The 20,310-nt window shown below is 67.9% G+C and carries 22 protein-coding genes; 17 read left to right on the top strand and 5 right to left on the bottom strand.

Annotated features, from left to right (window positions below; translation table 11 throughout):
* Positions 1–406: 406 nt before the first annotated feature.
* Entirely contained in the window at positions 407–739 is a 333-nt protein-coding gene (locus tag ACLARN_RS16850; RefSeq protein ID WP_409492346.1) for a plasmid stabilization protein, read from the bottom strand.
* A gap of 109 nt (positions 740–848) precedes the next feature.
* On the opposite strand from ACLARN_RS16850, the gene ACLARN_RS16845 reads away from it, so the two are divergent.
* Both ACLARN_RS16845 and ACLARN_RS16840 read left to right on the top strand, forming a co-directional pair.
* Positions 849–1,811: a TIGR03557 family F420-dependent LLM class oxidoreductase gene (locus tag ACLARN_RS16845; RefSeq protein WP_409492345.1), complete on the top strand. Its 963-nt coding sequence runs from the start codon at positions 849–851 to the stop codon at positions 1,809–1,811.
* 118 nt (positions 1,812–1,929) lie between these two features.
* Positions 1,930–2,118: a hypothetical protein gene (locus ACLARN_RS16840; RefSeq protein WP_409492344.1), complete on the top strand. Its 189-nt coding sequence runs from the start codon at positions 1,930–1,932 to the stop codon at positions 2,116–2,118.
* A gap of 1 nt (position 2,119) precedes the next feature.
* Here the strand turns inward: ACLARN_RS16840 and ACLARN_RS16835 are convergent, their stop codons facing one another.
* Entirely contained in the window at positions 2,120–2,740 is a 621-nt protein-coding gene (locus ACLARN_RS16835; RefSeq protein WP_409492343.1) for a UdgX family uracil-DNA binding protein, read from the bottom strand.
* A gap of 201 nt (positions 2,741–2,941) precedes the next feature.
* On the opposite strand from ACLARN_RS16835, the gene ACLARN_RS16830 reads away from it, so the two are divergent.
* Both ACLARN_RS16830 and ACLARN_RS16825 read left to right on the top strand, forming a co-directional pair.
* Positions 2,942–3,349 (top strand): VOC family protein, encoded by a 408-nt coding sequence (locus tag ACLARN_RS16830; protein WP_409492342.1) that lies wholly within the window; start codon positions 2,942–2,944, stop codon positions 3,347–3,349.
* A 144-nt stretch (positions 3,350–3,493) separates the two neighbouring features.
* Positions 3,494–3,856, top strand: coding sequence for a hypothetical protein (locus tag ACLARN_RS16825; protein ID WP_409492341.1), 363 nt, complete (start codon positions 3,494–3,496; stop codon positions 3,854–3,856).
* A gap of 9 nt (positions 3,857–3,865) precedes the next feature.
* On the opposite strand, the gene ACLARN_RS16820 is transcribed toward ACLARN_RS16825, so the two are convergent.
* From ACLARN_RS16820 to ACLARN_RS16810, 3 genes are all read right to left on the bottom strand, one after another.
* Positions 3,866–4,714: an oxidoreductase gene (locus ACLARN_RS16820; protein ID WP_409492340.1), complete on the bottom strand. Its 849-nt coding sequence runs from the start codon at positions 4,712–4,714 to the stop codon at positions 3,866–3,868.
* A gap of 2 nt (positions 4,715–4,716) precedes the next feature.
* On the bottom strand, positions 4,717–5,310 hold the full coding sequence (locus ACLARN_RS16815) for a TetR/AcrR family transcriptional regulator (protein WP_409492339.1): 594 nt from the start codon (positions 5,308–5,310) through the stop codon (positions 4,717–4,719).
* A 341-nt stretch (positions 5,311–5,651) separates the two neighbouring features.
* Positions 5,652–6,200, bottom strand: coding sequence for a dihydrofolate reductase family protein (locus ACLARN_RS16810; protein WP_409492338.1), 549 nt, complete (start codon positions 6,198–6,200; stop codon positions 5,652–5,654).
* 92 nt (positions 6,201–6,292) lie between these two features.
* Between ACLARN_RS16810 and ACLARN_RS16805 the strand changes: the two genes are divergently transcribed.
* The 13 genes from ACLARN_RS16805 to ACLARN_RS16745 all read left to right on the top strand — a co-directional run bounded on the left by ACLARN_RS16805 (position 6,293) and on the right by ACLARN_RS16745 (position 20,297).
* A complete protein-coding gene (locus ACLARN_RS16805) occupies positions 6,293–6,778 on the top strand; it encodes a winged helix-turn-helix transcriptional regulator (RefSeq protein ID WP_409492337.1) in 486 nt (161 codons plus the stop codon).
* Between the two features lie 212 nt (positions 6,779–6,990).
* The gene (locus tag ACLARN_RS16800) at positions 6,991–8,247 is read left to right on the top strand and encodes an ATP-grasp domain-containing protein (protein ID WP_409492336.1); all 1,257 of its coding nucleotides are present in this window, start codon (positions 6,991–6,993) and stop codon (positions 8,245–8,247) included.
* A gap of 58 nt (positions 8,248–8,305) precedes the next feature.
* Positions 8,306–9,619, top strand: coding sequence for a lysine N(6)-hydroxylase/L-ornithine N(5)-oxygenase family protein (locus ACLARN_RS16795; RefSeq protein WP_409492335.1), 1,314 nt, complete (start codon positions 8,306–8,308; stop codon positions 9,617–9,619).
* A gap of 23 nt (positions 9,620–9,642) precedes the next feature.
* Positions 9,643–10,008, top strand: a complete 366-nt coding sequence (locus ACLARN_RS16790; protein WP_409492334.1) for a cupin domain-containing protein — start codon at positions 9,643–9,645, stop codon at positions 10,006–10,008.
* Complete coding sequence (locus ACLARN_RS16785; protein ID WP_409492333.1) at positions 10,005–11,633, top strand: class I tRNA ligase family protein; 1,629 nt, start codon at positions 10,005–10,007, stop codon at positions 11,631–11,633. Before ACLARN_RS16790 ends, ACLARN_RS16785 begins: the two co-directional genes overlap by 4 nt.
* A 6-nt stretch (positions 11,634–11,639) precedes the next feature.
* A complete protein-coding gene (locus ACLARN_RS16780) occupies positions 11,640–12,896 on the top strand; it encodes an MFS transporter (protein ID WP_409492332.1) in 1,257 nt (418 codons plus the stop codon).
* Between the two features lie 30 nt (positions 12,897–12,926).
* Complete coding sequence (locus tag ACLARN_RS16775) at positions 12,927–14,690, top strand: ABC transporter substrate-binding protein (RefSeq protein ID WP_409492331.1); 1,764 nt, start codon at positions 12,927–12,929, stop codon at positions 14,688–14,690.
* A complete protein-coding gene (locus tag ACLARN_RS16770; protein WP_409492330.1) occupies positions 14,687–15,967 on the top strand; it encodes an ATP-grasp domain-containing protein in 1,281 nt (426 codons plus the stop codon). Before ACLARN_RS16775 ends, ACLARN_RS16770 begins: the two co-directional genes overlap by 4 nt.
* On the top strand, positions 15,964–16,425 hold the full coding sequence (locus ACLARN_RS16765) for a cobalamin B12-binding domain-containing protein (RefSeq protein ID WP_409492329.1): 462 nt from the start codon (positions 15,964–15,966) through the stop codon (positions 16,423–16,425). Before ACLARN_RS16770 ends, ACLARN_RS16765 begins: the two co-directional genes overlap by 4 nt.
* Positions 16,422–17,729, top strand: coding sequence for a methylaspartate mutase (locus ACLARN_RS16760; protein ID WP_409492328.1), 1,308 nt, complete (start codon positions 16,422–16,424; stop codon positions 17,727–17,729). Before ACLARN_RS16765 ends, ACLARN_RS16760 begins: the two co-directional genes overlap by 4 nt.
* Positions 17,726–18,721 carry an asparagine synthetase A gene (locus ACLARN_RS16755; RefSeq protein WP_409492327.1) on the top strand — a complete coding sequence of 332 codons (996 nt, stop codon included), beginning with the start codon at positions 17,726–17,728 and terminating at the stop codon, positions 18,719–18,721. The genes ACLARN_RS16760 and ACLARN_RS16755 overlap by 4 nt, the downstream gene beginning before the upstream one ends.
* Complete coding sequence (locus ACLARN_RS16750; protein WP_409492326.1) at positions 18,718–19,971, top strand: glutamate synthase-related protein; 1,254 nt, start codon at positions 18,718–18,720, stop codon at positions 19,969–19,971. The genes ACLARN_RS16755 and ACLARN_RS16750 overlap by 4 nt, the downstream gene beginning before the upstream one ends.
* Positions 19,968–20,297: a hypothetical protein gene (locus ACLARN_RS16745; RefSeq protein WP_409492325.1), complete on the top strand. Its 330-nt coding sequence runs from the start codon at positions 19,968–19,970 to the stop codon at positions 20,295–20,297. Before ACLARN_RS16750 ends, ACLARN_RS16745 begins: the two co-directional genes overlap by 4 nt.
* Positions 20,298–20,310: the final 13 nt, after the last annotated feature.

Below are 20,310 nucleotides of genomic sequence, written 5' to 3'. Positions count from 1 at the left end.
AACGTGCCATCCGAACGTCGTTTCGCTCGGAAGATGCGGTTCTGCCGTCCGGGTGGAGATCGAAACGGCTATCCCTTCCGGGATCTCGTGAAAGACGCAACACAGAGTCGCTCCCAGTTCTGCGGGCTGGACCAGTTGGGAACAGGCTTCGTCGACGGCCATCTTCGCGTCTGAAATGGCATCCAAGCCGAAGTCCGCACGTGCCACCACACCGTGGGTGAGCGTGCGGACGAGGGGGATCTGCTCCGCCTCAGCGGGGAGGCGGAGTTCTACTCGGTCGAGATACCCGTCCTGCTCATGGCGGGTTTCGGGGGTGAGGCTGCCCCGTGCGTGTGAATCCATTGCGAGACCTATCCGTCCATGGCCGTGGGGCAACCGCGACAGGGACCCGCCGCGGGACAGGTGATCAACGGCCAAGTGCGCGCTGAAGCTCCTTTTTGGACATCTTCGACCTGCCCTCGATGTTGCGCTTCTTCGCGTCGTTGTAGAGCTGGTCTTTGGTGGGGCCGTTCGGGCCCTGCCGGTTTCCGGACCGCTTGCCGCCTCGCCGCTGCGGGGACATGTCCTGGGTGGAGGTCTTGCTCGCCTCCCGCGACTCGCCGGCCTGCGCGCGGTTCTTGTTCACCGTGCGCGCGGCGATCTCCTCCGCGCGGTCCGTGCTCGCTCCACGGTCCTTCGCCGAGTCCTTGATGTGCTCGTACTGTCGTTCGCGTTTGTCGCTCCAACTCTGTTGAGGCATGGCTGCTCCCTTCTCCTCAGCTCAGGTACCCCGATCGTTTCGCCGGATAAACCTCCGGTTGACACCCGAAGCAGACGGGTACGCGGAGGTCAGACGGAAGGAGGCGCCGATGCGGATCGGCTACACGCTCATGACCGAACAAACCGGGCCGAAGGACCTGGTCGGATACGCCGCCGGGGCGGAGAAGGCCGGATTCGACTTCGAGGTGATGAGCGACCATTACTCCCCTTGGCTGGACGAGCAGGGCCATTCGCCGTACGCGTGGAGCGTGCTGGGGGCGGTCACCCAGAGCACCGAACGGGTCGAGCTGATGACGTTCGTGACCTGCCCCACCATGCGTTACCACCCGGCGGTGGTGGCGCAGAAGGCGGCGACCGTCCAGGCGCTGTCCGACGGCCGGTTCACCCTCGGGCTTGGGGCGGGGGAGAACCTCAACGAGCACGTCGTCGGCCGTGGCTGGCCACCGGCGAACGTACGGCACGAGATGCTCGCCGAGGCCGTCCAGATCATCGGCGGGCTGTTCGACGGCGGGTATTTCAACTACGCCGGTGACCACTTCCGGGTGGACTCGGCGAAGCTGTGGGATCTGCCGGAGCAGCGTGTCCCGATCGCCGTCGCGGTGTCCGGGTCACAGTCGGTGACCCGGTTCGCGCCGATCGCCGACGCGATGATCGCCGTCGAACCGAACGAGTCGCTGAGCAGCGAGTGGGACGCCACCAAACCCGGCCCGCCGTCCAGGAAGATCGCCCAGCTGCCGGTGTCCTGGGGCGAGGACCGCGACGCCGCGATCCAGCGGGCGCACGAGCAGTTCCGCTGGTTCGCCGGCGGCTGGAAGGTCAACGCCGAACTGCCGGGGCCGGCGGGATTCGCCGGTGCCACCCAGTTCGTCAAACCCGAGGACGTCGCCGCGGCCATCCCCTGCGGGCCGGACGTCGACCAGATCGTGAAGCAGGCAGGCGAGTTCGAGGCGGCCGGATTCACCGACCTCGCCCTGATCCAGATCGGCGGTGACCAGCAGGAGGGTTTCCTTCGTTTCGCCGAGGAGACGCTGCTCCCGGCGTTGCGCGGCTGATTCACACGGACGGAGTACGTCTGCCCTGTCTCTGCGCGTCCGTACGGGGACACCTGTGTGCAAGTCGGCGATCGTGGGTACTAGAGCGGCAAGCCGGCCTTCACCGAAGGGGGAACTGATGAGCGAACTCGGGCTCCACCCGGTACCCGACCTGCTGCCGGAGGGCCAAGACTCGCCGGAGCAGGAAGCGATCCGTCGTAAGGCGGCCCTTGTCGTGGCTTCACGGGCGACGGACGCCGACGACTGCGCGACACTCCTGGACATGCTCGGTCTGCACGACGGTGGCCGCAGCACCGAAGTGGCTTGATTCAGCGGGTGCCGCGCGCCACCACGAGGTCCGCGACGAAGGCCTGATACGCCTCGTCGCGGTCGGGCGCACGCAGTACCGCGGACGGGTGAACGGTGGTGACCGCGGTGGTGGCGAACTCGGGGAGTTCGATTCGCTCACCGCGGCTGCGAGTGATGCGGAAGTCGTCGCCCAGCAGCGCCTTCGCCGCCGTGGCGCCGAGAAAGATCAGCAGGTCCGGATGGACAGCCGACAGTTCGGCGCGCAGCCATGGGCGGCACGCGACGATTTCGGTCTTCGAAGGCGTCTTGTGGATGCGCCGCTTGCCGCGTTCGTCGCGCTTGAACTTGAAGTGCTTGACGGCGTTGGTGACGTAGATCTTCCGGCGGTCGAAGCCCGCTTCGTCGAGGGCGCGGTCGAGCAACCGCCCGGCGGGGCCGACGAACGGGGCGCCCGCCTGATCCTCCTGGTCGCCCGGTTGTTCGCCGACCACCATGACCTCCGCCCCACGGGGGCCTTCACCGAAGACGGTCTGGGTCGCGTCGCGGTAGAGATCGCAGCCGCGACAGCCGGCCGCCGCCGAACGGAGCCTGCGCAGATCGACGGTCTCGGGCGGATCCGCCCCGGGTGCCTTGGTCGCCATTCCCCCGATTTCCCGGCTCGCCGCCCGGTCAAACCGAAGCGACGTCGGCTATCGGAGCGCGTTGGGGAAATCGCTCACCGCATTCGGTGAACGGGGTTGAATTTTCGTTGCGCGAAGGAATTCACCCGGGTGTAGTTCAGTCGTTGTCGCGTCCGGTGGCGTCTGCCAGGATGCTCGTGACTCGACCTGAAGGAGCGTCCAGTGGCTTCCCGTCTCAATCCCTACATCAGCTTTGCCGGCGATGCCCGGCAAGCCATGGAATTCTACAAGTCGGTGTTCGGCGGAGAACTGACGCTGAACACGTTCGGCGAGTCCGGTATGGCGGGTTCGCCGGTGGAGGACCAGATCATGCACAGTCAGCTCGACGCACCGAGCGGCTACACGATCATGGCGTCGGACACGCCGCCGGGAATGACGCATAATCCGGGCACCAATCTGTCGGTCAGCCTCAGCGGTGACGACGGTGAGGAATTGCGCGGGTACTGGGAGAAACTCTCCGCCGACGGTACCGTCTCGGTGCCGTTCGAAAAGCAGATGTGGGGTGACGAATTCGGTGCCTGCACCGACAAGTTCGGCATCTCGTGGATGGTGAACGTCATCCAGGGCTAGAGACTTCCGGCCCGATCCGCTCGGTGCCGAAGCTCCCGACTTCCGGGGCCTTGCGGCTCCGATCGCGGGAAACCTGTTACGCCGCCGGTGAAACCGCCGTTCTCCTCTCGTGAGGGTTCGGCGGTTCCATCGGAGGGCAAGGGTATGAACAGAATGGTCACGGCACTGCTGGTTTCGGCGGGTGCCGCCGTTTCCGTTGCGGCACTGGGTGGTTGCGGGACGCCGACCGCCGGGACACCGGTCACCGTGGTGCGGGAGATCGTGCCGCCGTCGACGACCACCGCGGTCGTCGCCCCGCCACCCACTTCGGTGGTCGTGGTGGAACCGCCGGTGACCGTCACGCGGGCACCCGTGGCGCCGAGTCTTACCTCGTGCCAGCGTCTGTTCGCCGAGGGGTACTCGTTCACCTACGCGTTCAGCGCCTGGGTGAACGCGGGGCGCCCGCTGAGCTGGGACGCCGATCGTGACGGATATCCGTGCGAGCAGTCGTACGGGAACCGGAACTGAACTCCGATGTCAGTTCGACGTGATCTGGTGGCCGTCGGGGAAGTCGGTGGAGCGAGACAGCTCCTCCCACTCGCGCAGATCCTGCTCGACCGCCGAGCGGCCGGTCGCGACCAGTCGCAGCGCGTCCGAGCCCAGTGCCAGGTGCACAGGGGGATTCTCTGCTTCGAGGACTCGCAGGACGGCCTCGGCGGCTTTGGCCGGATCGCCCAGCTGGTTGCCGCTCGCTGCCTGCCGGGCCGTGCGGATGGGCTCGAACAGCTTGTCGTAGTCCTGGATGGACCGTTCGGTGCGGACCATCGATCGGCCCGCCCAGTCCGTGCGGAACGAGCCGGGTTCGATGATCGTCACGTGTACGCCGAAGTCCGCGACCTCCTTGGCGACGGTCTCCAGGATGCCCTCCACGGCGTACTTGCTGCCGCAGTAATAGGCCAGCCCTGGCACGGTCATCAGCCCGCCCATGGAGCTGACGGCGAACACGTGCCCCGCGCGGCGTTTCCGCATGAACGGCAGAACGGCGTGGACGGTGGCGGCCACACCGAAAACGTTGACGGCGAACTGCGCACGCAGTTCCGACAGCGGTGACTCCTCGAACACGCCCTCGTGCCCGTAGCCGGCGTTCGCGATGAGCACGTCGATCGGTCCGACCTGTTCCTCGACGTCACCGACGACGGAGTACACCGCGTCGTCGTCGGTGACATCCAGCCGACGCGCGTGCGCACGTCCCGGCGCGAGCGCTTCGAACGTCGCGAGGTCGTCTTCCCGGCGGACCGTGCCGACGACGCTGTGCCCGGCGTCGAGGGCGCCTTGGGCGAAAGCGCGGCCGAGGCCGCCGCTGACACCGGTGATCAGGAAAAGCATGGTCACGCTCCAGGGAGGACGCGGCACCAGATCTCGACCATCGTCTCGGTCATCCGATCCAGGCCGCTGGGTTGTGCCGACGCGTGATAGAAGTTGCGTTCGGTCATCCAGCAGAGTGCGTTGGCGATGGCCGCGGCCCCGGCCGGACCGTCCTCATCGGACAGTCCGGCGGCGACGAGGACGCGGGCCATGGCCTCGGTGTTGTTGGCGATGGTGCCGTGCCAAAGACGGGCGATCTCGGGTACTTCGGCACTGAAGTCGACCGCCGCTCGCATCACGGTTCCGTGCTCGCGCCACGCGCGGGCCGTGTTCTCCACGGCCTTTCGTACGACGTCGCGCACGGGCGAGTCGAGGTCAGTGGACTGTTCGTCCATCTGCAACCGGGCGACTGTGCGCGCGACCAGTGCGGCGAGGACCTCCTGCTTCGATCCGAAGTAGAAGTACAGCGAGCCGCGGGAAAGGCCGGCGCCCTTGGCGATCGACTCGACGGTCATCGGTTCGGTGTGCTCCCGTTCGAGCAGAGTCTCGGCGGCGTCCAGGATCGCCTGTTCCCGCTGGTCGCCTTTGCTCGGTGTGTCACGACGTTTCGCTGCCACGAAGCCACTATGACACAGTGCAGAGAAAAATCTGCACAGTGTCGAAAACTTTCTGCGTGACGTAGAACTCGCTAGCGTCGCGCGTCAATCGTTGCTCCTGAGGTTGGTGGGGCTATTTACCGCTCACGACCTACTCGTCCGACCTGCCGCCGCCGCTCGCAGTCCTGTCAGGACCCGGATTCGCCAGCAGCGCCGGACCTGATGTGTCGCGAAAGCCACTTTCGGGACGTCAGATGTCGCGAAAGTGGCTTTCGCGACACGTGCTGGGCGGCTGGGCGCACGGTACGCCGAACAGCGTGACACAACACCGGAATCTGAGCACGAACCAACGAATCGCCACACTAGATGGGCTTGAAGCGGACGTCGACTTCGGCGAACGGGTCCGCTTTGCCGAGTCCGTGGAGGCGGATCGGCGTGCCGCCCGGGTTGTCGTACAGCCGGATGCCGTCGCCGAGCAGGACCGGCGCGATGTGCAGGTCGATCTCGTCGATCAAGCCGAGTCCGAGCAGTTGGCGGCCGATGTTCGGCGAGAACACTTCGAGGTTCTTCCCGCCTGCCGCCTCCAGTCCGATCCGGACCGCTTCGGCCGGGCCGCAGTTCAGGAAGGTGACGCCTTCGGTGGGGGTCGCGTCCTCGGGGTGGTGGGTGAGGACGAAGAGCGGCCCCTGCCAGGCGCCGCCGTAGATGCCGCTGGGGTCGGGGTAGGCGTCCCAGCCGTCGCGGCCGCCGAGGACGGCGCCGGTGGTCGACGCGTACTCGTCGGTCAGGCCCGGCCGGGACGTGGTGCCGCCCATCCAGTCCATGCTGTGGCCCGGGCCCGCGACGAAGCCGTCCAGGGACATCGTGAAGTGCCAGAGCACTTTTCCGCTCGCGGTCTGTGGTTCGAGCATCTCGTCTCCTACTGCTTGCGATGTGCAATCGGTTTGCTCACCGTAGAGTGGGTGATGGTAGTTTGCAACCACTTCTTCCGGAGGTGAGACGAATGGTGGAACCCGCCCGTTCGGGCTGCCCGATCAACGCCGCGGTCGAGGCGTTCGGCGACAGCTGGAGCCTGCTCGTCCTGCGGGACATCATGTTCGGCACGCGGCGCTATTTCCGCGAACTGCTCGCCGGATCCGAAGAGGGGATCGCCTCCAACATCCTCGCCGACAGGCTGAAACGGCTGGTCAAGGCCGGTCTGCTGACCCGTGAGGACGCCGGCCCCGGCAAGCGGGCCGCGTACAGCCTGACCGAGGCGTCGATCCAGCTGGTGCCCGTGTTCGCCCAGCTCGGTTCGTGGGGCTTGACCCACCGCCCGACCACGAAGCGCCTGAGGGTGCGGGCCGAACTGCTCGCCGCGGGCGGGCCGGAACTGTGGGCGGAGTTCATGGCCGAACTTCGGGTCGTCCATCTCGGCGAGCAGGCGCCGGACCGGGACGGGCCCGGTGTGCTGGAACGACTCGCCGCCGCCTACGACGCCGCCCTCTGACGAACCTCCGCAAGTAGTCGACTACTTGCGGTCGCCTGGTGCGACCCGGTGCCGCAAGTAGCCGACTACTTGCGGGGACAGCGCAATCCCCATAGCGCCCGCGCCCTCTCCGCGCATCTCGTTGATTGTTCTGCCCGAATCAAGGGTTCCGGTCAACCAATCCCCGGGATGTAGTAGCCCGCGACGAAGCGACGGGCTGGTGGGGAGAGGGAATGAGCTCAGCGGAGGGTGTTGTCCTGGTCATCGGCTGCGGGATGCGGCCGTACCGGGAGTACCTGTTGGCGTCGGCCGGGCACCGGCATCCCTTGTGGCTGTTCAACGGGACCGAGCCGACCTGGCAGGAGCGCTACATCACCGGCGCCACGGTGCTGGACTTGCCGGACCGCGACGCGGTGCTGGCCGCGGCCCGCACGCTGAACGCGGCCACCCCGGTGCTCGGTGTGGTGTCCTGGGACGAGGCGCTGATCGTGACGGCCGCGCATGTCGCGGACGAACTCGGCGTGCCGGGCGCCGGGGTCTCCGCGATCGAAGGCTGCCGCGACAAGTGGCTGAATCGGCGGACACTCACCGCGGCCGGGCTGGCCCAGCCGGACTTCGGTTTCGTGCACGACGAAGAGCAGGCCGTCCGCGTGGCCGAGCGGATCGGGTACCCGGTCGTCGTCAAGCCGCGAGGGGGCGGGGCCAGCATCGGCGTCAGCCTCGCGGAAGACGGCGAGGCGGTGCGGAAGGCGTTCCGGACCGCGGAGGACGCCAGTTTCGGCGGCTCTCCCGCCTACCAGGGCGGGGCACTGGTCGAGGAGTACCTGACCGGTCCCGAGATCAGCGTGGACGGCGCCGTCGTCGACGGCGAGTACACGCCGATGTTCGTCGCGCACAAGACGGTCGGCATGCACCCGTACTTCGAGGAACTCGGTCACCTGGTGAGTTCGAAGGACGAACTGCTCGCCGACCCGGCACTCCGGTCGACACTGGCCCGCGCGCACGGCGCGATCGATTTCCGGTACGGCATCACCCATACCGAACTCAAGCTCACCGAGCGCGGGCCGGTGATCATCGAGATCAACGGCAGGCTCGGCGGGGACCTGATCCCGTTGCTGGCGCGGTTCGCGACCGGGATCGACCCGGCCGCGGCCGCGGTCGACGTCGCGCTCGGCATGCGGCCGCATCTCCCGCACGAGGCCGAGCCCCGGTGGATCGGGGTGCGGTTCGGCTACCCGAAACAGGACTGCGTCGTCGAGTCCGTGTCCGTGCCGGATTCCATGCGGGACAACGGCGTTCTCGCCGCCGACGCGCTCGTCGAACCGGGGGCGCGGATGCGGCTGCCACCGGCGGAGTTCATCTCGCGGCACGCGTACGTGATCTGCGCCGGCCGCGATCCCGACGACTGTGAAGTGGTGCTGGACAAGGCCATGGCCCAGGTCCGGCTGACCGCGCACCCTCTGCTGCCCTCGGTTGCCGCCGGTGGCTGACCGCGCACCGGCACCGCAGAACACCTTCCCAGTACTCTCAACGATGGCGGAGCAAACAATGGCGAACCGTGATGTCGAGCTTCTCGCAGTCGGAGCAGGACCGTCCAACCTGGCACTCGCAGTGGCACTGGAGGAGCTCGCGCCCGGACTGGCCCGCGATTCGGTCCTGATCGAACGCGACGAGGAGGTCTCCTGGCAGCGGGGGATGCTCCTGCCGGAGGCGCTTTCGCAGGTCTCGTTCCTCAAGGACCTGGTGACCCTGCGCAATCCGTGCAGCCGGTTCTCGTTCCTCAACTACCTGCACGCCACCAACCGGCTCAACGAGTTCGTGAACATGGGCAGCTTCGTCCCGTACCGGGTCGAGCTGGCCGACTATCTCAAGTGGACGGCCGATTCGCTCTCGCTGGTCGATTTGCAGCGCGGCAAGGAATGCCTTGACATCACTCCTGTGTGGACGGACGGAACGCTCACCGGCTGGGAGACCAAGGTCGCCGACGGCGAGACCATCCGCAGCCGGTACCTGGTGGTCGGCGCGGGACGGGACGCGCGGATCCCCGACCAGCTCCGGACGGTGAACCAGGATCGCGTCATCCACAGTACGCAGTACCTGCCGAGGGTCGCCAAGCTGCGCAAGGACTTCCCGTACCGCGTCGCGGTGATCGGCGCCGGGCAGAGCGCGGCGGAACTGTTCTGCTCGGTGCAGAACGATCTGCCCGAATGCAAGCCGACCATGGTGATGCGCTCGATCGGCCTGAACTACTACGAGAGCAGCAAGTTCAACAACGAGCTGTTCTTCCCGTCCCATGTGGACACATTCTTCGACGCGCTGCCGGACGCCCGCGAGCAGATGCTCAAGGAGATGCACCACACCAACTACTCCGGGCTGGCTCCGGGGACGATGGACTCGCTCTACCGCACGGTGTACCTGGACCGCCTTTCCGGCCGCTCCCGGCTGCGGATGATCACGATGAACGACATCACCGACGCCCGCGACGACGGCGACGAGGTCGTGCTGGAGCTGACCGACCGCCGCACCGGCGAGGTCCAGGAACTGCGGACGGACCTCGTGCTGCTCGGCACCGGCTTCTCCCCGGAGATGCCGAGGATGGTCCAGGAGATCGCGAAATCGATCGGCCTCTCGGAGATCAAGGTGACGCGCGACTACCGGCTGGAGATCGACCAGCCCGCCACCGCGGCCGTCTACCTCCAGGGCGTCAACGAGGCGACGCACGGGATCGCGGACTCCTTGCTGAGCGTGCTCGCCCCGCGCGCCAACGACATCTTGCAGGACATCCTCGCCCACCGCGGCGAAATCCCCGCGGTGCCGCCGCAGCCGACGTCGGGCACCGCGCCCATCGTGGCCATCCCCTGATCACCGAGAGGGAAGAGAAAGTCATGGAGATCCGTCCGCTGGAGCGGGAAAAGATGGTCTTCGAGAACGGCGCCTACGGCCACCGGCTCCTGCCGTGGGCGGCGCTGAACGCGCCGTTCGAAGGCGCCTGGGTCACGGTGCCGGCACACGGCGCGACGGGTGCGCATTCCCACCACGAGTACGAGATCTTCATCGCCGTCAACGGTGAGGCGGTCGTCGAGGCCGGGGGAGAGCGCCGCACGTTCCGTCCTGGTGACGTCGAGTTCCACGCGCCCGGCACCGAACACCGCATCCTCAACGACGGCGCGGAGGACTTCGAGATGTACGCGATCTGGTGGGACCCGGACATGAGCGCGAAGTTCACCGCCCGGCACGAGGAGACGGCGTGACCACGGCCCCCGACACGAGACCGGTGGTGATCATCGGCGGCCCCCCGACGTCCAACGGGGACCTGCACATCGGGCATATCGCGGGCCCGTACCTCGGCGCCGACGTGCACCGGCGGTACCTGCGCGCGGCCGGCCGCGAAGGCGTGTTCGCCTCCTGCACCGACGACAGCCAGACCTACCTCGTCACCAGCGCGGCGCGGGTCGGGACGACGCCGCCCGAGCTGGTGAAGCAGTCGACCGACGCCATCCAGAGCACGTTCAAGGCGATGGGGGTCGAGGTCGACGGTTTCTCGCCGACTGACGACGGCTACAAGGCCCTCGTCCATGATTACGTCAAACGCTTGTACGACAAGGGAAAGCTTCGCCTGCGCAAGGTGCGGCTGCCGTACAGCGAGAGCAAGGGCGAGTTCCTGGTCGAGGGGTTCGTCGGCGGCGGCTGCCCGACCTGTCTCGCCGACAGTCGCGGTGGTTTCTGCGAGGGCTGCGGGCATCCGATCGATTTCGACGCGCTCATCGAGCCCTACTCGGTGCTCCACCCGGACGACGAGGTGACCTATCGCGAGACGGAGATCATGGTCTTCCCCGTTTCGGAGTACCGCGAACAGCTGCTCGCCTACTACGAGGACCGTGGTCCGGCGTGGCGGCCGCACGTCCTCGGCCTGATGCGGGAACTGCTGGCCGGGCCTTTGCCGGACTTCGCGATCACGTATCCGGTGAACTGGGGGTTGCCCGCGCCGTTCCTCCAGACGCCGGGGCAGCGGCTCAACGCGTGGGTCGAGGGAATGCCCGCCTCGATGTACTGCACCGAGTACGCCTTGCGCCGCAACGGAAAGCCGGTACGCGGCGACGACGACGCGTGGCTGGCGGAGAACGACGCGCGGGTCGTGGTGTTCATGGGGTTCGACCCGCTGTTCACCTGGGGCGTCGTCCACGTCGCCGAGTTGATCGCTCTTGAGGGCCGTTACGTCCTCCCGGACACCCTGCTCGTCAACGAGTTCTACGAACTGGAGAACGAGAAGTTCTCCACCAGCAAGGGACATGTGGTGTGGGCCCGCGAACTGGCGGCCGAGGTGCCGCGTGACATCGCGCGGTTCCACCTCAACCTCACCGCCCCCGAGTTCGCCAGGACGAACTTCAGCCGGGCCGCGCTGGAGAAGGTCGCGGGGGAGCGGCTCGTCGCGCCCTGGAACGAACTCGCCGAGACACTGGCCAAACTCACCGCCGAGGTCGGCGGTGAGAACGGCGCGCTCCCGGTGTCGACCGAGGCGACGGAACGCGCGGCGGCGATGGTCTCCCGGTTCGCCCTGAACTACGAACTCGAGGACTTCAGCCTCAGCCGGGCGGCCGACCTGATCGTGCAGCACGTCGAACGCCTGCGCGCGGCGACGGAACGCACCGTCGCGGGGAACCTCGACCAGGAGGTGCTCCGCGGCAGGCTGGGCGACCTCTTCCTCGAACTGCGGGCGCTGATCGGCTGCGCTTCGCCGATCCTGATCGACCTCACCGCGCGGGCCGCGAGCGCGGGTGGGTTCGACCTCCGGATCGCCGCGGACGCCTTCGACGTCACGCACACCACGGCGTTCGCCGTACCACCACTGGAATTTTCCCTCACGAGCGAGGTCTGAGACCCCATGTCACTCGACACCACCCTCTCCGCCGACGCGGCCCGGAGTTCCCGGCTCGCCGAACGCCTGCTGGTCCCCGCCGGGTTCGTCACCACGGCGGGCAACGCGTTCCAGATCACCGCGGCCGCGATCCTGGTCTTCCACGCCGAACAGACCACCCTGGCGGTCGGCTGGCTGTTCATCGCGGTGTCGATCCCGCAGGTGGCGCTCGCGCTGCTGTTCGGCAAGCTGGTCGACAAGGTCGACCGGCGGATGCTGTGCGTCGCCGCGGACCTGATCAGCGCGATGACGGCGTTCGCCCTGCCGGTCTGGTTGTGGATCGGCGGTCCCGCGAACCTGGGGTCCTACATAGCGAACTTCCTGCTCGCCTGCACCGCGGCGCTGTTCATGCCGGCCAGCAACGGCCTGATCAAGGAACGGATCGCCGACGAGCGGCTCGGGAAGTTCAACTCGCACTTCGAGATGGCGAGCAACTCGGGCATGCTGCTGGCGTCCTCGCTCGCCGGGTTCCTGGTGATCTGGTTCGGTGCCACCCCGCTGTTCATCTTCAACTCGCTGACCTTCATCCTCTCGGCCGTCCTCGTCTACGCGATCGGCCGCAAGCCCGTGAAGGCGCCGGTGGTCACGGAGACGGTGGCGGACCCGTCGGTGCCTGTCGAGGCTCCGGTGCGCCAGCCGATCAAGCGGCTCGCGCTGTTGTACGCCAACGGGAACATCGGCCTGATGGTCGCCAACGTCATCCTGACGACGCTGATCCTGCAGACGTTCAACCAGGGCGCGTGGATGATCGGCGTCGTCGACGCGCTGGCCGGGGTCGGCTTCATCGTCGGCGCCGCCGCGTACGGCAAGGTCAGCAAACGGTTCAAGGGCATCCATCTCGCCGTACTCGGCACGCTCGGGAACCTGATCTGCCTCGCGATCCAGCCTTTGCACTACATCGCGCTGATGGCGGCGATCCCGTTCGCCGGGTTCTGTTTCGCGCAAGGCCGGATCGCCGCCCGCACCCTGCTGATGCGGGCGAGCCCGGAAGACCGGGTCGGCCGGATCTTCGGTGGCACGCAAGCGGTCGGTCTCGGCCTCGGTGTCGCCGCGACCGTCGGCCTCTCGACACTGGCGGACGCGACCACCGTGCCCTACGCGTTCTGGGGACTGGCGCTGCTGCAGGGAGCGATCGTGATCGGGACCTACTTCAGTCTGGCGAAACCCCTTTCGGCGCAGGAGAAGAAGCAGCCGGCCGAGGTTCTCGAGGCGACCGCCGCCTGAGCGCGGCCGACTACGGAGGAAGCGAAAGTCATGACGGACAAGCCGATCAAGGGTGGCGTGGCGACCTGGGCCTGCCTGCCAGGGTTCCCGCCCGCGGTGATCTTCCCGTTCACCCCCGGTGAACGCTTCGGCGTGCGGAACCTCTACGAATTCCAGATGCTGATGTACCGGCCCCTCTACTGGCTGGGCCGGGACGGCGAACCCGCCATCGACTACGACCTCAGCGTCGGCGAAGAGCCGGTGTGGGACGAGACCGGCCGCACCTGCACGGTCCGGATCAAACCGTGGAAGTGGTCCAACGGCGAGACGGTCTGTGCGGACAACGTCATCTTCTGGATGAACATGCTGAAGGTGAAGGGACCGAGGTTCGGCGCTTACAGCGAGGGCTACTTCCCGGACAACCTGGTGTCGTTCGAGAAGGTCGCCGAGGACAAGGTGAGCTTCACCTTCGACAAGGCGTACTCGACGAACTGGGTGCTGCTGAACCAGCTCACCATGATCACGCCGATGCCGAAGGCGTGGGATCGCACCGTGGACGGGCCCGCCGACGCGACGCACGACATCGGTCAGGCCGAGGCGGTCTACGAGTTCCTGATGGCGGAGAACGGTGACCCCGTCGCCGAGGACAACAGCCACCGCACGCGCTGGGCGGACAGTCCTGTGTGGAGTGTCGTCAACGGGCCGTGGCGGCTGAAGAGCTACACGGAGGAAGGCGTCATCACCTTCGTCCCGAACGAGCACTACAGCGGGCCGAACCCGCCGCACCTCGATGAGCTGCGCCAGGTTTCGACGACGTCGGACGAGCAGCAGTACGAACTGCTGCGGTCGGGCGACGTCCAGGTCGGCTTCCTGCCGCCGGGGATGGGCGTCCAGCCGGACGGCGACCCGACGAAGGGCGGGCCGAACCCGCTGGGCGACGGATTCCAGCTGGAGCCGCAGATCCTGTTCAACATCAACTTCATGGCGGTGAACTTCAGCAACCCGACGGTCGCCGGGAAGCTGATCGGGCAGCCGTATGTCCGGCAGGCACTGCAAAGCTGTTTCGATCAGGAGTACGGCGCCCGCGAGGTCTACCAGGGCTACGGCTGGAGCCAGACCGGGTCGATCCCGGTGCTGCCCAAGAGCGACCTGGTGTCGCCGAAGATCACCGAACGCGGCGGTTTCTGGCCGTTCGACCTGGAGAAGGCGCGGACGCTGCTGGCCGAAAACGGCTGGGATGTCAGCGCTTCGCCCGCGGTGTGCGTCCGCCCTGGCACCGGTCCCGGCGAGGCAGGCGAGGGCATCCCGGCAGGCACCGAGCTGAGTTTCTCCCTGCGGTACTGGGAAGGACGGCCATCGCTGGCACGGCTCATGGCGCAGTTCCGGGACGACGCGTCGAAGGCGGGCATCGAGATCCGGCTGGAAGAGGTGATGGGTTCGGTCCTGGTGGCGGAGGACGGGCCGGGCGAGAAGCGGATGTGGGAGCTGTCCTGCTGGGGCGGCGGCTGGGTCTACAACTACCCGACCGGCGAGAACCTCTTCCAGAGCGGCGCCGCCTGCAACTTCAGCAACTACCGCGACGCCAAGGCGGACGAGCTGATCGCGAAGACGGTCACCTCCGACGACCTCGCGGACCTGTACGAGTACCAGGAGTACATCGCCGATCAGGCGCCGGTGATCTTCATGCCGACGTTCCCTCGCCGGTTGTTCGAAGTCGCCGGAAGCCTGCGCGGGTTCACGCCGCTGAACCCGTACGGGCTGATCAACCCCGAGAACTGGTACTACATCGACGACACAGCGGACGGTGAGTCATGACAAGGCCGGTGGTGCTGGTCGGGTTCGTGGCCGCCGCGCTCGGTTCGTCCATCAAGGACTTCCAGCCGGACGGCTCGGTGATCTTCGTCGAGGAGCCCGACGTCATCCGCAAGCGCAACGCGCGGGAGACGGTGGCAGGTTCGGCGTTGGTGCGCGAACTGATCGAATGGGAGTTCCACCTCCCCGGCAAGGCGGACGAGTTCTACCACGTCCACCGTGACCTCGATCCGGCCGCGGTGGTGCCGCTGACCGAGTACGCGACCCCGTTCGCGGCCCGGCTCGCGGAACGCTACGGCCTGCCGGGGGCGGGGTTCGGCGCGGCGCAGATCCTGCGGGACAAAGGGGTGCTGCGCCTGGTCAGCCGGGCGGCGGGGATCGCGAACCCGGACTCGGCGCGCGTCGAAAGCCCGGCGCAGGTCCGTGAGTTCATGGCGCGGAATCCGGGGAAGATCGTGCTGAAGCCCGCGAACCGGCAGGCGTCGGTGGGGACCCAGGTGCTCACCGACCCGGCCGAGGCCGAGCAGGCGTGGGCGAACTGCGTCGTGCAGGACGAGGGCATTTTCGTCCCGGACCGCGCGATGGAACTGAAGATGCTGGCCGAGAGCTTCGTCGAGGGCGACGAGTACAGCGTCGAAATGCTGTTGCGGGACGGCGAGCCGTTGTTCGCCAACGTCACCGGCAAGCAGCTGTTCCCCGGGCCGCGTCCGGTGGAACTCGCGCATATCGTCCCCGCCGAAATTCCGGCCGAGCTGACCGCGCTGCTGGCCGAGGAGACGCGGCGGCTCACCGGCGCGGCCGGGTTCCGCACCGGGATCGTCCACTGTGAATGGATCGTCTCGGCCGGTGTGCCGTACCTGGTGGAATGCGCCGGCCGGTTCGCGGGCGACGGCATCATCGAGCTGATCCAGCGTGCCTATCCGGTGGAGCTGAATCGCGCCTACTTCTCGGTGATGAAGGACGAGCCCGTCACGGATGTGCTGCCACGCCAGGCCGAAGGTGGTGCCGCCGTGCGGTTCCTGTCCATCGAGCCCGGTGTCATCGAAGACGTGCGCGGTGTCGACAAGGCGTCACAGGCCGAAGGTGTGTTCATGTGCGACGTCGGTGTTTCGGCCGGTGACCGGTTCGACGGGCTGCGTAGTTCGTGGGACCGCGTCGGCGATCTGATGGTGACCGCGGACAGCCCGGCGAAGGCGTTGCGCCTGGCCGAAGAGGCGGTCGCGCTGATCGAGATCGACGTGCGGCCGGACGGCGAAGAGAGGGAGAACGCCGCACCATGACCATCGAAGCCGTCCAGCCCGCACTCCCGGACGCCGGTCTCGACGTGATCGTCACCGGGCTCTCGTCCGACGCGCACACCTGGAACCTGGTGTACCTGGAGCTGTTGCTGGAGGAACTGGGCTGCCGGGTGACCAATCTCGGCGCCTGCGTCCCGGACGCGACGATCGTGCGTGAATGCGCCACCCGGCGGCCGGATCTGGTGGTGATCAGCAGTGTGAACGGGCACGGCTGCCAGGACGGGGTCCGGCTGATGGCGGGCTTCCGTGCCCAGCCGGGCCTGGTCACGATGCCGGTCGTCATCGGCGGGAAGCTCGACGTCGTCGGCGGGAGCAACGCCGAGCGGCTGCTGGAGGCCGGCTTCGACGCGGTGTTCGAGGACTCCGGCGGGCTCAATCCGTTCCGGACGTTCATCCACACGCTCTCGGTGCGCACCGGTGTCCCGCTGGGTGCCGGATGACCGTGCTCGCCCCGCCACGGGGACTTTCGTTCGGCGAGGTTGTCGCAAACCACCACGCCAAAGGGGAACTGGTCGTCCAGCCCCGGATGGGGTTCGCCGATCCGGAGCGGATGGGCCGGGGCCTGCTCGCCACGCGCGCGGCGAGGGCCGCGACCGTCGGCACGATCACGATCGACAGCTACACCCGGGTCGGCGACCACGACGCGGCGCGTGCGGCGCTGGCCGCGGGTGCCGACCTCAACGGGTACCCGCTGGTCGACCACGAGCCCGGCACGACGGCGGCGTTGCTCGACACCGTGCGGGCCGGGGATTTCCCGGTGCAGATCCGGCACGGTTCGCCGGATCCCCGCCGGGTCGTGCGGAAGCTGCTGGACCTCGGCCTGCACGCGACGGAAGGGGGACCGGTCTCCTACTGCCTGCCCTACAGCCGGATGCCGCTCTCGGCCGCCGTCGACAATTGGCGGCGTTGTTGCGAAACGCTGGCACTGGCCAGGGGACCGCGGCTGGAACCGCATCTGGAGACCTTCGGTGGCTGCATGATGGGTCAGCTGTGCCCGCCCGCGCTGCTGGTGGCGCTGAGCGTGCTGGAGGGAATGTTCTTCTGGCGGCACGGCGTCCGCTGCATCTCCTTCAGTTACGCGCAGGGGACGCACGCCGGCCAGGACGAGGAGGCCGTCGCCGCACTGCACGCCCTCATCAGGGAATACGTGCCGCATGCGCGGACGCATGTCGTGATCTACAACTACATGGGCGTCTACCCGAGGACTCCCGGCGGCGCGCTGGCGCTGCTGGCCGAGTCCGCGCGGCTGGCCGCCCGAACCGGAGCGAGCAGGCTGATCGTCAAGACCACCGCCGAAGCGCACCGCGTGCCGACCGTGACGGAGAACGTGACCGCCCTCGAACACGCGGCCGAGGCCGCACTGGGCGTGTCCCCGATCGGCCATCTCGGCGACACCGGGATCCACGCGCAGGCGAAAGCGTTGGTGGACAACGTACTTTCGCTCGACAACGACCTCGGCCGGGCGCTCGTCACCGCGTTCGCGCGGGGCCAGCTGGACGTTCCGTTCTGCCTGCATCCGGACAACGCCGGCCGCGCACGCGGACGGCTGGATCCGAGCGGGCGCCTGGAATGGCAGCGGATCGGCGCGATGCCACTGGGTGATCTCGTCGACCTGCCCGCGGACCGGCGGATGACGTCGTCCGGCCTGCTGGACGCGCTCCGCTACGTCGAGCGCTCGTTCGACGACCGGTACGGGATGCCGGGAATCGAGACTGTGCAACTAATTCAGGGGAGTGGAACATGACCGGAACACCGGGCGCGGCGCTGCCGCCGGGAACCCGCGAGCACCTGACGTCGCCGGTGACGCAGGCGGCGTTGCGCATTCAGAACAGCATCACCGCGGGCACCCGTGAGTACCTCGGCATGAACGGGTTCGTGGAGCTGCAACCGCCGCTGATCGGGCCGGTCACCGACCCGGGATGCCGTGGTGCCAAACAGGTCGACGTCGACTACTACGGGCACAAGTACAAGATGATGACCAGCGTCATCCTGTACAAGCAGGCGTCGCTGCTCGCGTTCGACAAGATCTTCTACGTCGCTCCGAACGTCCGGCTGGAGCCGCTGGAGACCTCGACCACCGGGCGGCACCTGGTCGAGTTCACCCAGATCGACGTCGAGGTGGCGCGAGCGAGCCGCGAAGACGTCCTCGACCTGGCGCAGGGCCTGCTCCGGCACGTGGTCACGTACACGCTGCGAGAGTCCAAAATGGACCTTGCCACGCTCGGCCGGGATCAGAACGCCTTCACGGCGTTGCTGGACGAGGACTTCGAGCGGATGACGCACCGTGAGGCGGTGTCGCGACTGCAGGGTCTGCTGCACGGGCAGAGCGCCGACGCGGAGATCGACTGGCAGGGCGAGCGGATCATCTCCGAGCAGACGAACCGGCCGTTCTTCATCGTCGACTATCCCAAGGGGTCACGCGGGTTCACCGACGGTGAGTCGAGCACCGAGCCGGGCGTGCTGCGGAACTTCGACCTCATCGCCGCGGAGGGGTTCGGCGAACTGTGCAGCGGTGGCGAGCGCACGCACGAGTACCGGCGGCTCATCGAGCGGATGCGGGAGACGGGGGAGAACCCGGCGAAGTACGCCTGGTACCTCGACCTCGCGCGCGAGGGGCTGCCGCCGAGCGCCGGCTTCGGGATGGGGCTGGAGCGGGTGACGCGTTACATCGCCGGGCTGGACGCGATCTGGCAGGCCAACGCGTACCCGAAGCTGCCGGGGATCGCGGCGCCGTGATCACCGCGCGGCAGCTTCCGGAAGACGCGATCCGCGCCAGGGCGCGGGAAGGCAGCGCGGCGATCTTCCCCGACGTCGGCGGGTACGGCCGGTCGTTGTTCGGCGCGGACGTCGACTCGGGTACCGACGAACTCGACCGCGCGCGGATCGTGCCGCCGGTGTTCGTCCCACGGCGTCTGGAGAAGATGTTCGACCTCGCGCGCGAACCGGTCTACGGCGATGTCGGGCTCTCGACGGTCCTCGGCGGGTTCACCGCGCCGTCCCCGGTGTTCCTGTGCGCGTTCGGATCCACGCAGGTGGCGGGCAGCGGTCTCGGGATCGCGGCGAGCGAGCAGGCCGGCAGGCTCGGGATGCCGATGGTGATCGGTGAGAACGTCGTGCCCATGCACGGCTACGGCCGGATGGGCGAAAGCGTCGAAGACGGTCTGCTCGGCCGGATCCGCGCGTACGCGGGCGCGGTGCCGGACGGGCTGGGCGGCGTCGTGGTGCAGCAGAGCACCGAGGACGCCGACGCGGAGGTGTGGAACCTCGTCTACAGCGACCCGTCCGCGACGAAACTGCTGGAGACCGGGCGGCTGGCGTTCGAGCTCAAGGTCGGTCAGGGAGCCAAACCGGGTCTCGGCGGGATGACCGTGCTCTCGCGCACGGCCGCCGTCGAGGTCGCCGAACAGTACACAGTGGACGAAGCCTTCGGCACGGACACCGCCATGCTGCTGCGCTCGAGCAGCCCCGGCACGTTCACCGGCGAGATCCTGCGTCAGCAGATCCACCTGATGCGCAACAACTACCCGCGGGCCCGCGCCTGGGTGAAACTGCACCCGGGCCGCGACGTCGGCGAGGCGTCGCAGGTCGCCTGGGCGGCGGGAGCGGACGCCGTCACCGTGGACGGTGCCGAGGGCGGCACCGGCTGGGCGCCGTCGGTGTTCCTCGACCAGGTGGGCTTGCCGCTGGTGGAATGCCTGCGTCGGGTCGGGAAGCACGACGCGTCGCTGCTGGTGTCGGGGCGGATCTGGGAAGGGGCCCGTGCGCTGAAGTGCCTGGCCATGGGCGCTTCCGCGGTCGGCCTCGGCCGGGCGGCGCTGCTCGCCGTCGACGAGGACGCGGCCGAAGGGCTCGTGCGGCTGGTGCGGTGCCTCGAACTCGAACTGCGGCTGCTCACCAGCGCGCTCGGCAAGTACGACCTCGCGGACCTCACCTCGGACGACCTCTGGTTCCCCGGCACTCCCGGACGAATGGAGCAGGACGGATGATCAACTACGACGGGAAACGGTTCCGCAAGGTCAGCGCCGACCCGAACGCGCCGGTCACCCGGTACCGGCAGAAGGACGACCTGGTGTGGGCCGAACTGACCGGCGGCGGCGTGCGGCTCGGGTCGCTGACCGGGAAGTGCGGCGAGGACGGGACGATCGACATGGCCTACACGATGGTGCTGGCCAGCGGCCAGGTGATCGCGGGGCACAGCACGAATACGCCGGAGTTCCTGCCGGACGGGCGGATCCGGCTGAACGAGGTGTGGGAACGGTACGGCGCCCACGGCTCCCGGGGGATTTCGGCGATCGAGGAGGTCGCGGAGTAGTTCGCAAGTACAT

This window comes from Amycolatopsis sp. cmx-11-12 (genome assembly GCF_046269425.1).
Classification (GTDB): Bacteria; Actinomycetota; Actinomycetes; order Mycobacteriales; family Pseudonocardiaceae; genus Amycolatopsis.
The sequence above is the reverse complement of the archived record's forward strand: the minus strand, read 5'-3'. Positions and strand labels throughout refer to the sequence as shown.

Bases quoted from the DNA above. Each gene is read 5' to 3' on its own strand.
- ACLARN_RS16850 (WP_409492346.1), bottom strand. From the start codon at position 739: ATGCCTCAACAGAGTTGGAGCGACAAACGCGAACGACAGTACGAGCAC.
- ACLARN_RS16845 (WP_409492345.1), top strand. From the start codon at position 849: ATGCGGATCGGCTACACGCTCATGACCGAACAAACCGGGCCGAAGGAC.
- ACLARN_RS16840 (WP_409492344.1), top strand. From the start codon at position 1,930: ATGAGCGAACTCGGGCTCCACCCGGTACCCGACCTGCTGCCGGAGGGC.
- ACLARN_RS16835 (WP_409492343.1), bottom strand. From the start codon at position 2,740: ATGGCGACCAAGGCACCCGGGGCGGATCCGCCCGAGACCGTCGATCTG.
- ACLARN_RS16825 (WP_409492341.1), top strand. From the start codon at position 3,494: ATGAACAGAATGGTCACGGCACTGCTGGTTTCGGCGGGTGCCGCCGTT.
- ACLARN_RS16820 (WP_409492340.1), bottom strand. From the start codon at position 4,714: ATGCTTTTCCTGATCACCGGTGTCAGCGGCGGCCTCGGCCGCGCTTTC.
- ACLARN_RS16810 (WP_409492338.1), bottom strand. From the start codon at position 6,200: ATGCTCGAACCACAGACCGCGAGCGGAAAAGTGCTCTGGCACTTCACG.
- ACLARN_RS16805 (WP_409492337.1), top strand. From the start codon at position 6,293: ATGGTGGAACCCGCCCGTTCGGGCTGCCCGATCAACGCCGCGGTCGAG.
- ACLARN_RS16800 (WP_409492336.1), top strand. From the start codon at position 6,991: ATGAGCTCAGCGGAGGGTGTTGTCCTGGTCATCGGCTGCGGGATGCGG.
- ACLARN_RS16795 (WP_409492335.1), top strand. From the start codon at position 8,306: ATGGCGAACCGTGATGTCGAGCTTCTCGCAGTCGGAGCAGGACCGTCC.
- ACLARN_RS16790 (WP_409492334.1), top strand. From the start codon at position 9,643: ATGGAGATCCGTCCGCTGGAGCGGGAAAAGATGGTCTTCGAGAACGGC.
- ACLARN_RS16780 (WP_409492332.1), top strand. From the start codon at position 11,640: ATGTCACTCGACACCACCCTCTCCGCCGACGCGGCCCGGAGTTCCCGG.
- ACLARN_RS16775 (WP_409492331.1), top strand. From the start codon at position 12,927: ATGACGGACAAGCCGATCAAGGGTGGCGTGGCGACCTGGGCCTGCCTG.
- ACLARN_RS16770 (WP_409492330.1), top strand. From the start codon at position 14,687: ATGACAAGGCCGGTGGTGCTGGTCGGGTTCGTGGCCGCCGCGCTCGGT.
- ACLARN_RS16765 (WP_409492329.1), top strand. From the start codon at position 15,964: ATGACCATCGAAGCCGTCCAGCCCGCACTCCCGGACGCCGGTCTCGAC.
- ACLARN_RS16760 (WP_409492328.1), top strand. From the start codon at position 16,422: ATGACCGTGCTCGCCCCGCCACGGGGACTTTCGTTCGGCGAGGTTGTC.
- ACLARN_RS16755 (WP_409492327.1), top strand. From the start codon at position 17,726: ATGACCGGAACACCGGGCGCGGCGCTGCCGCCGGGAACCCGCGAGCAC.
- ACLARN_RS16745 (WP_409492325.1), top strand. From the start codon at position 19,968: ATGATCAACTACGACGGGAAACGGTTCCGCAAGGTCAGCGCCGACCCG.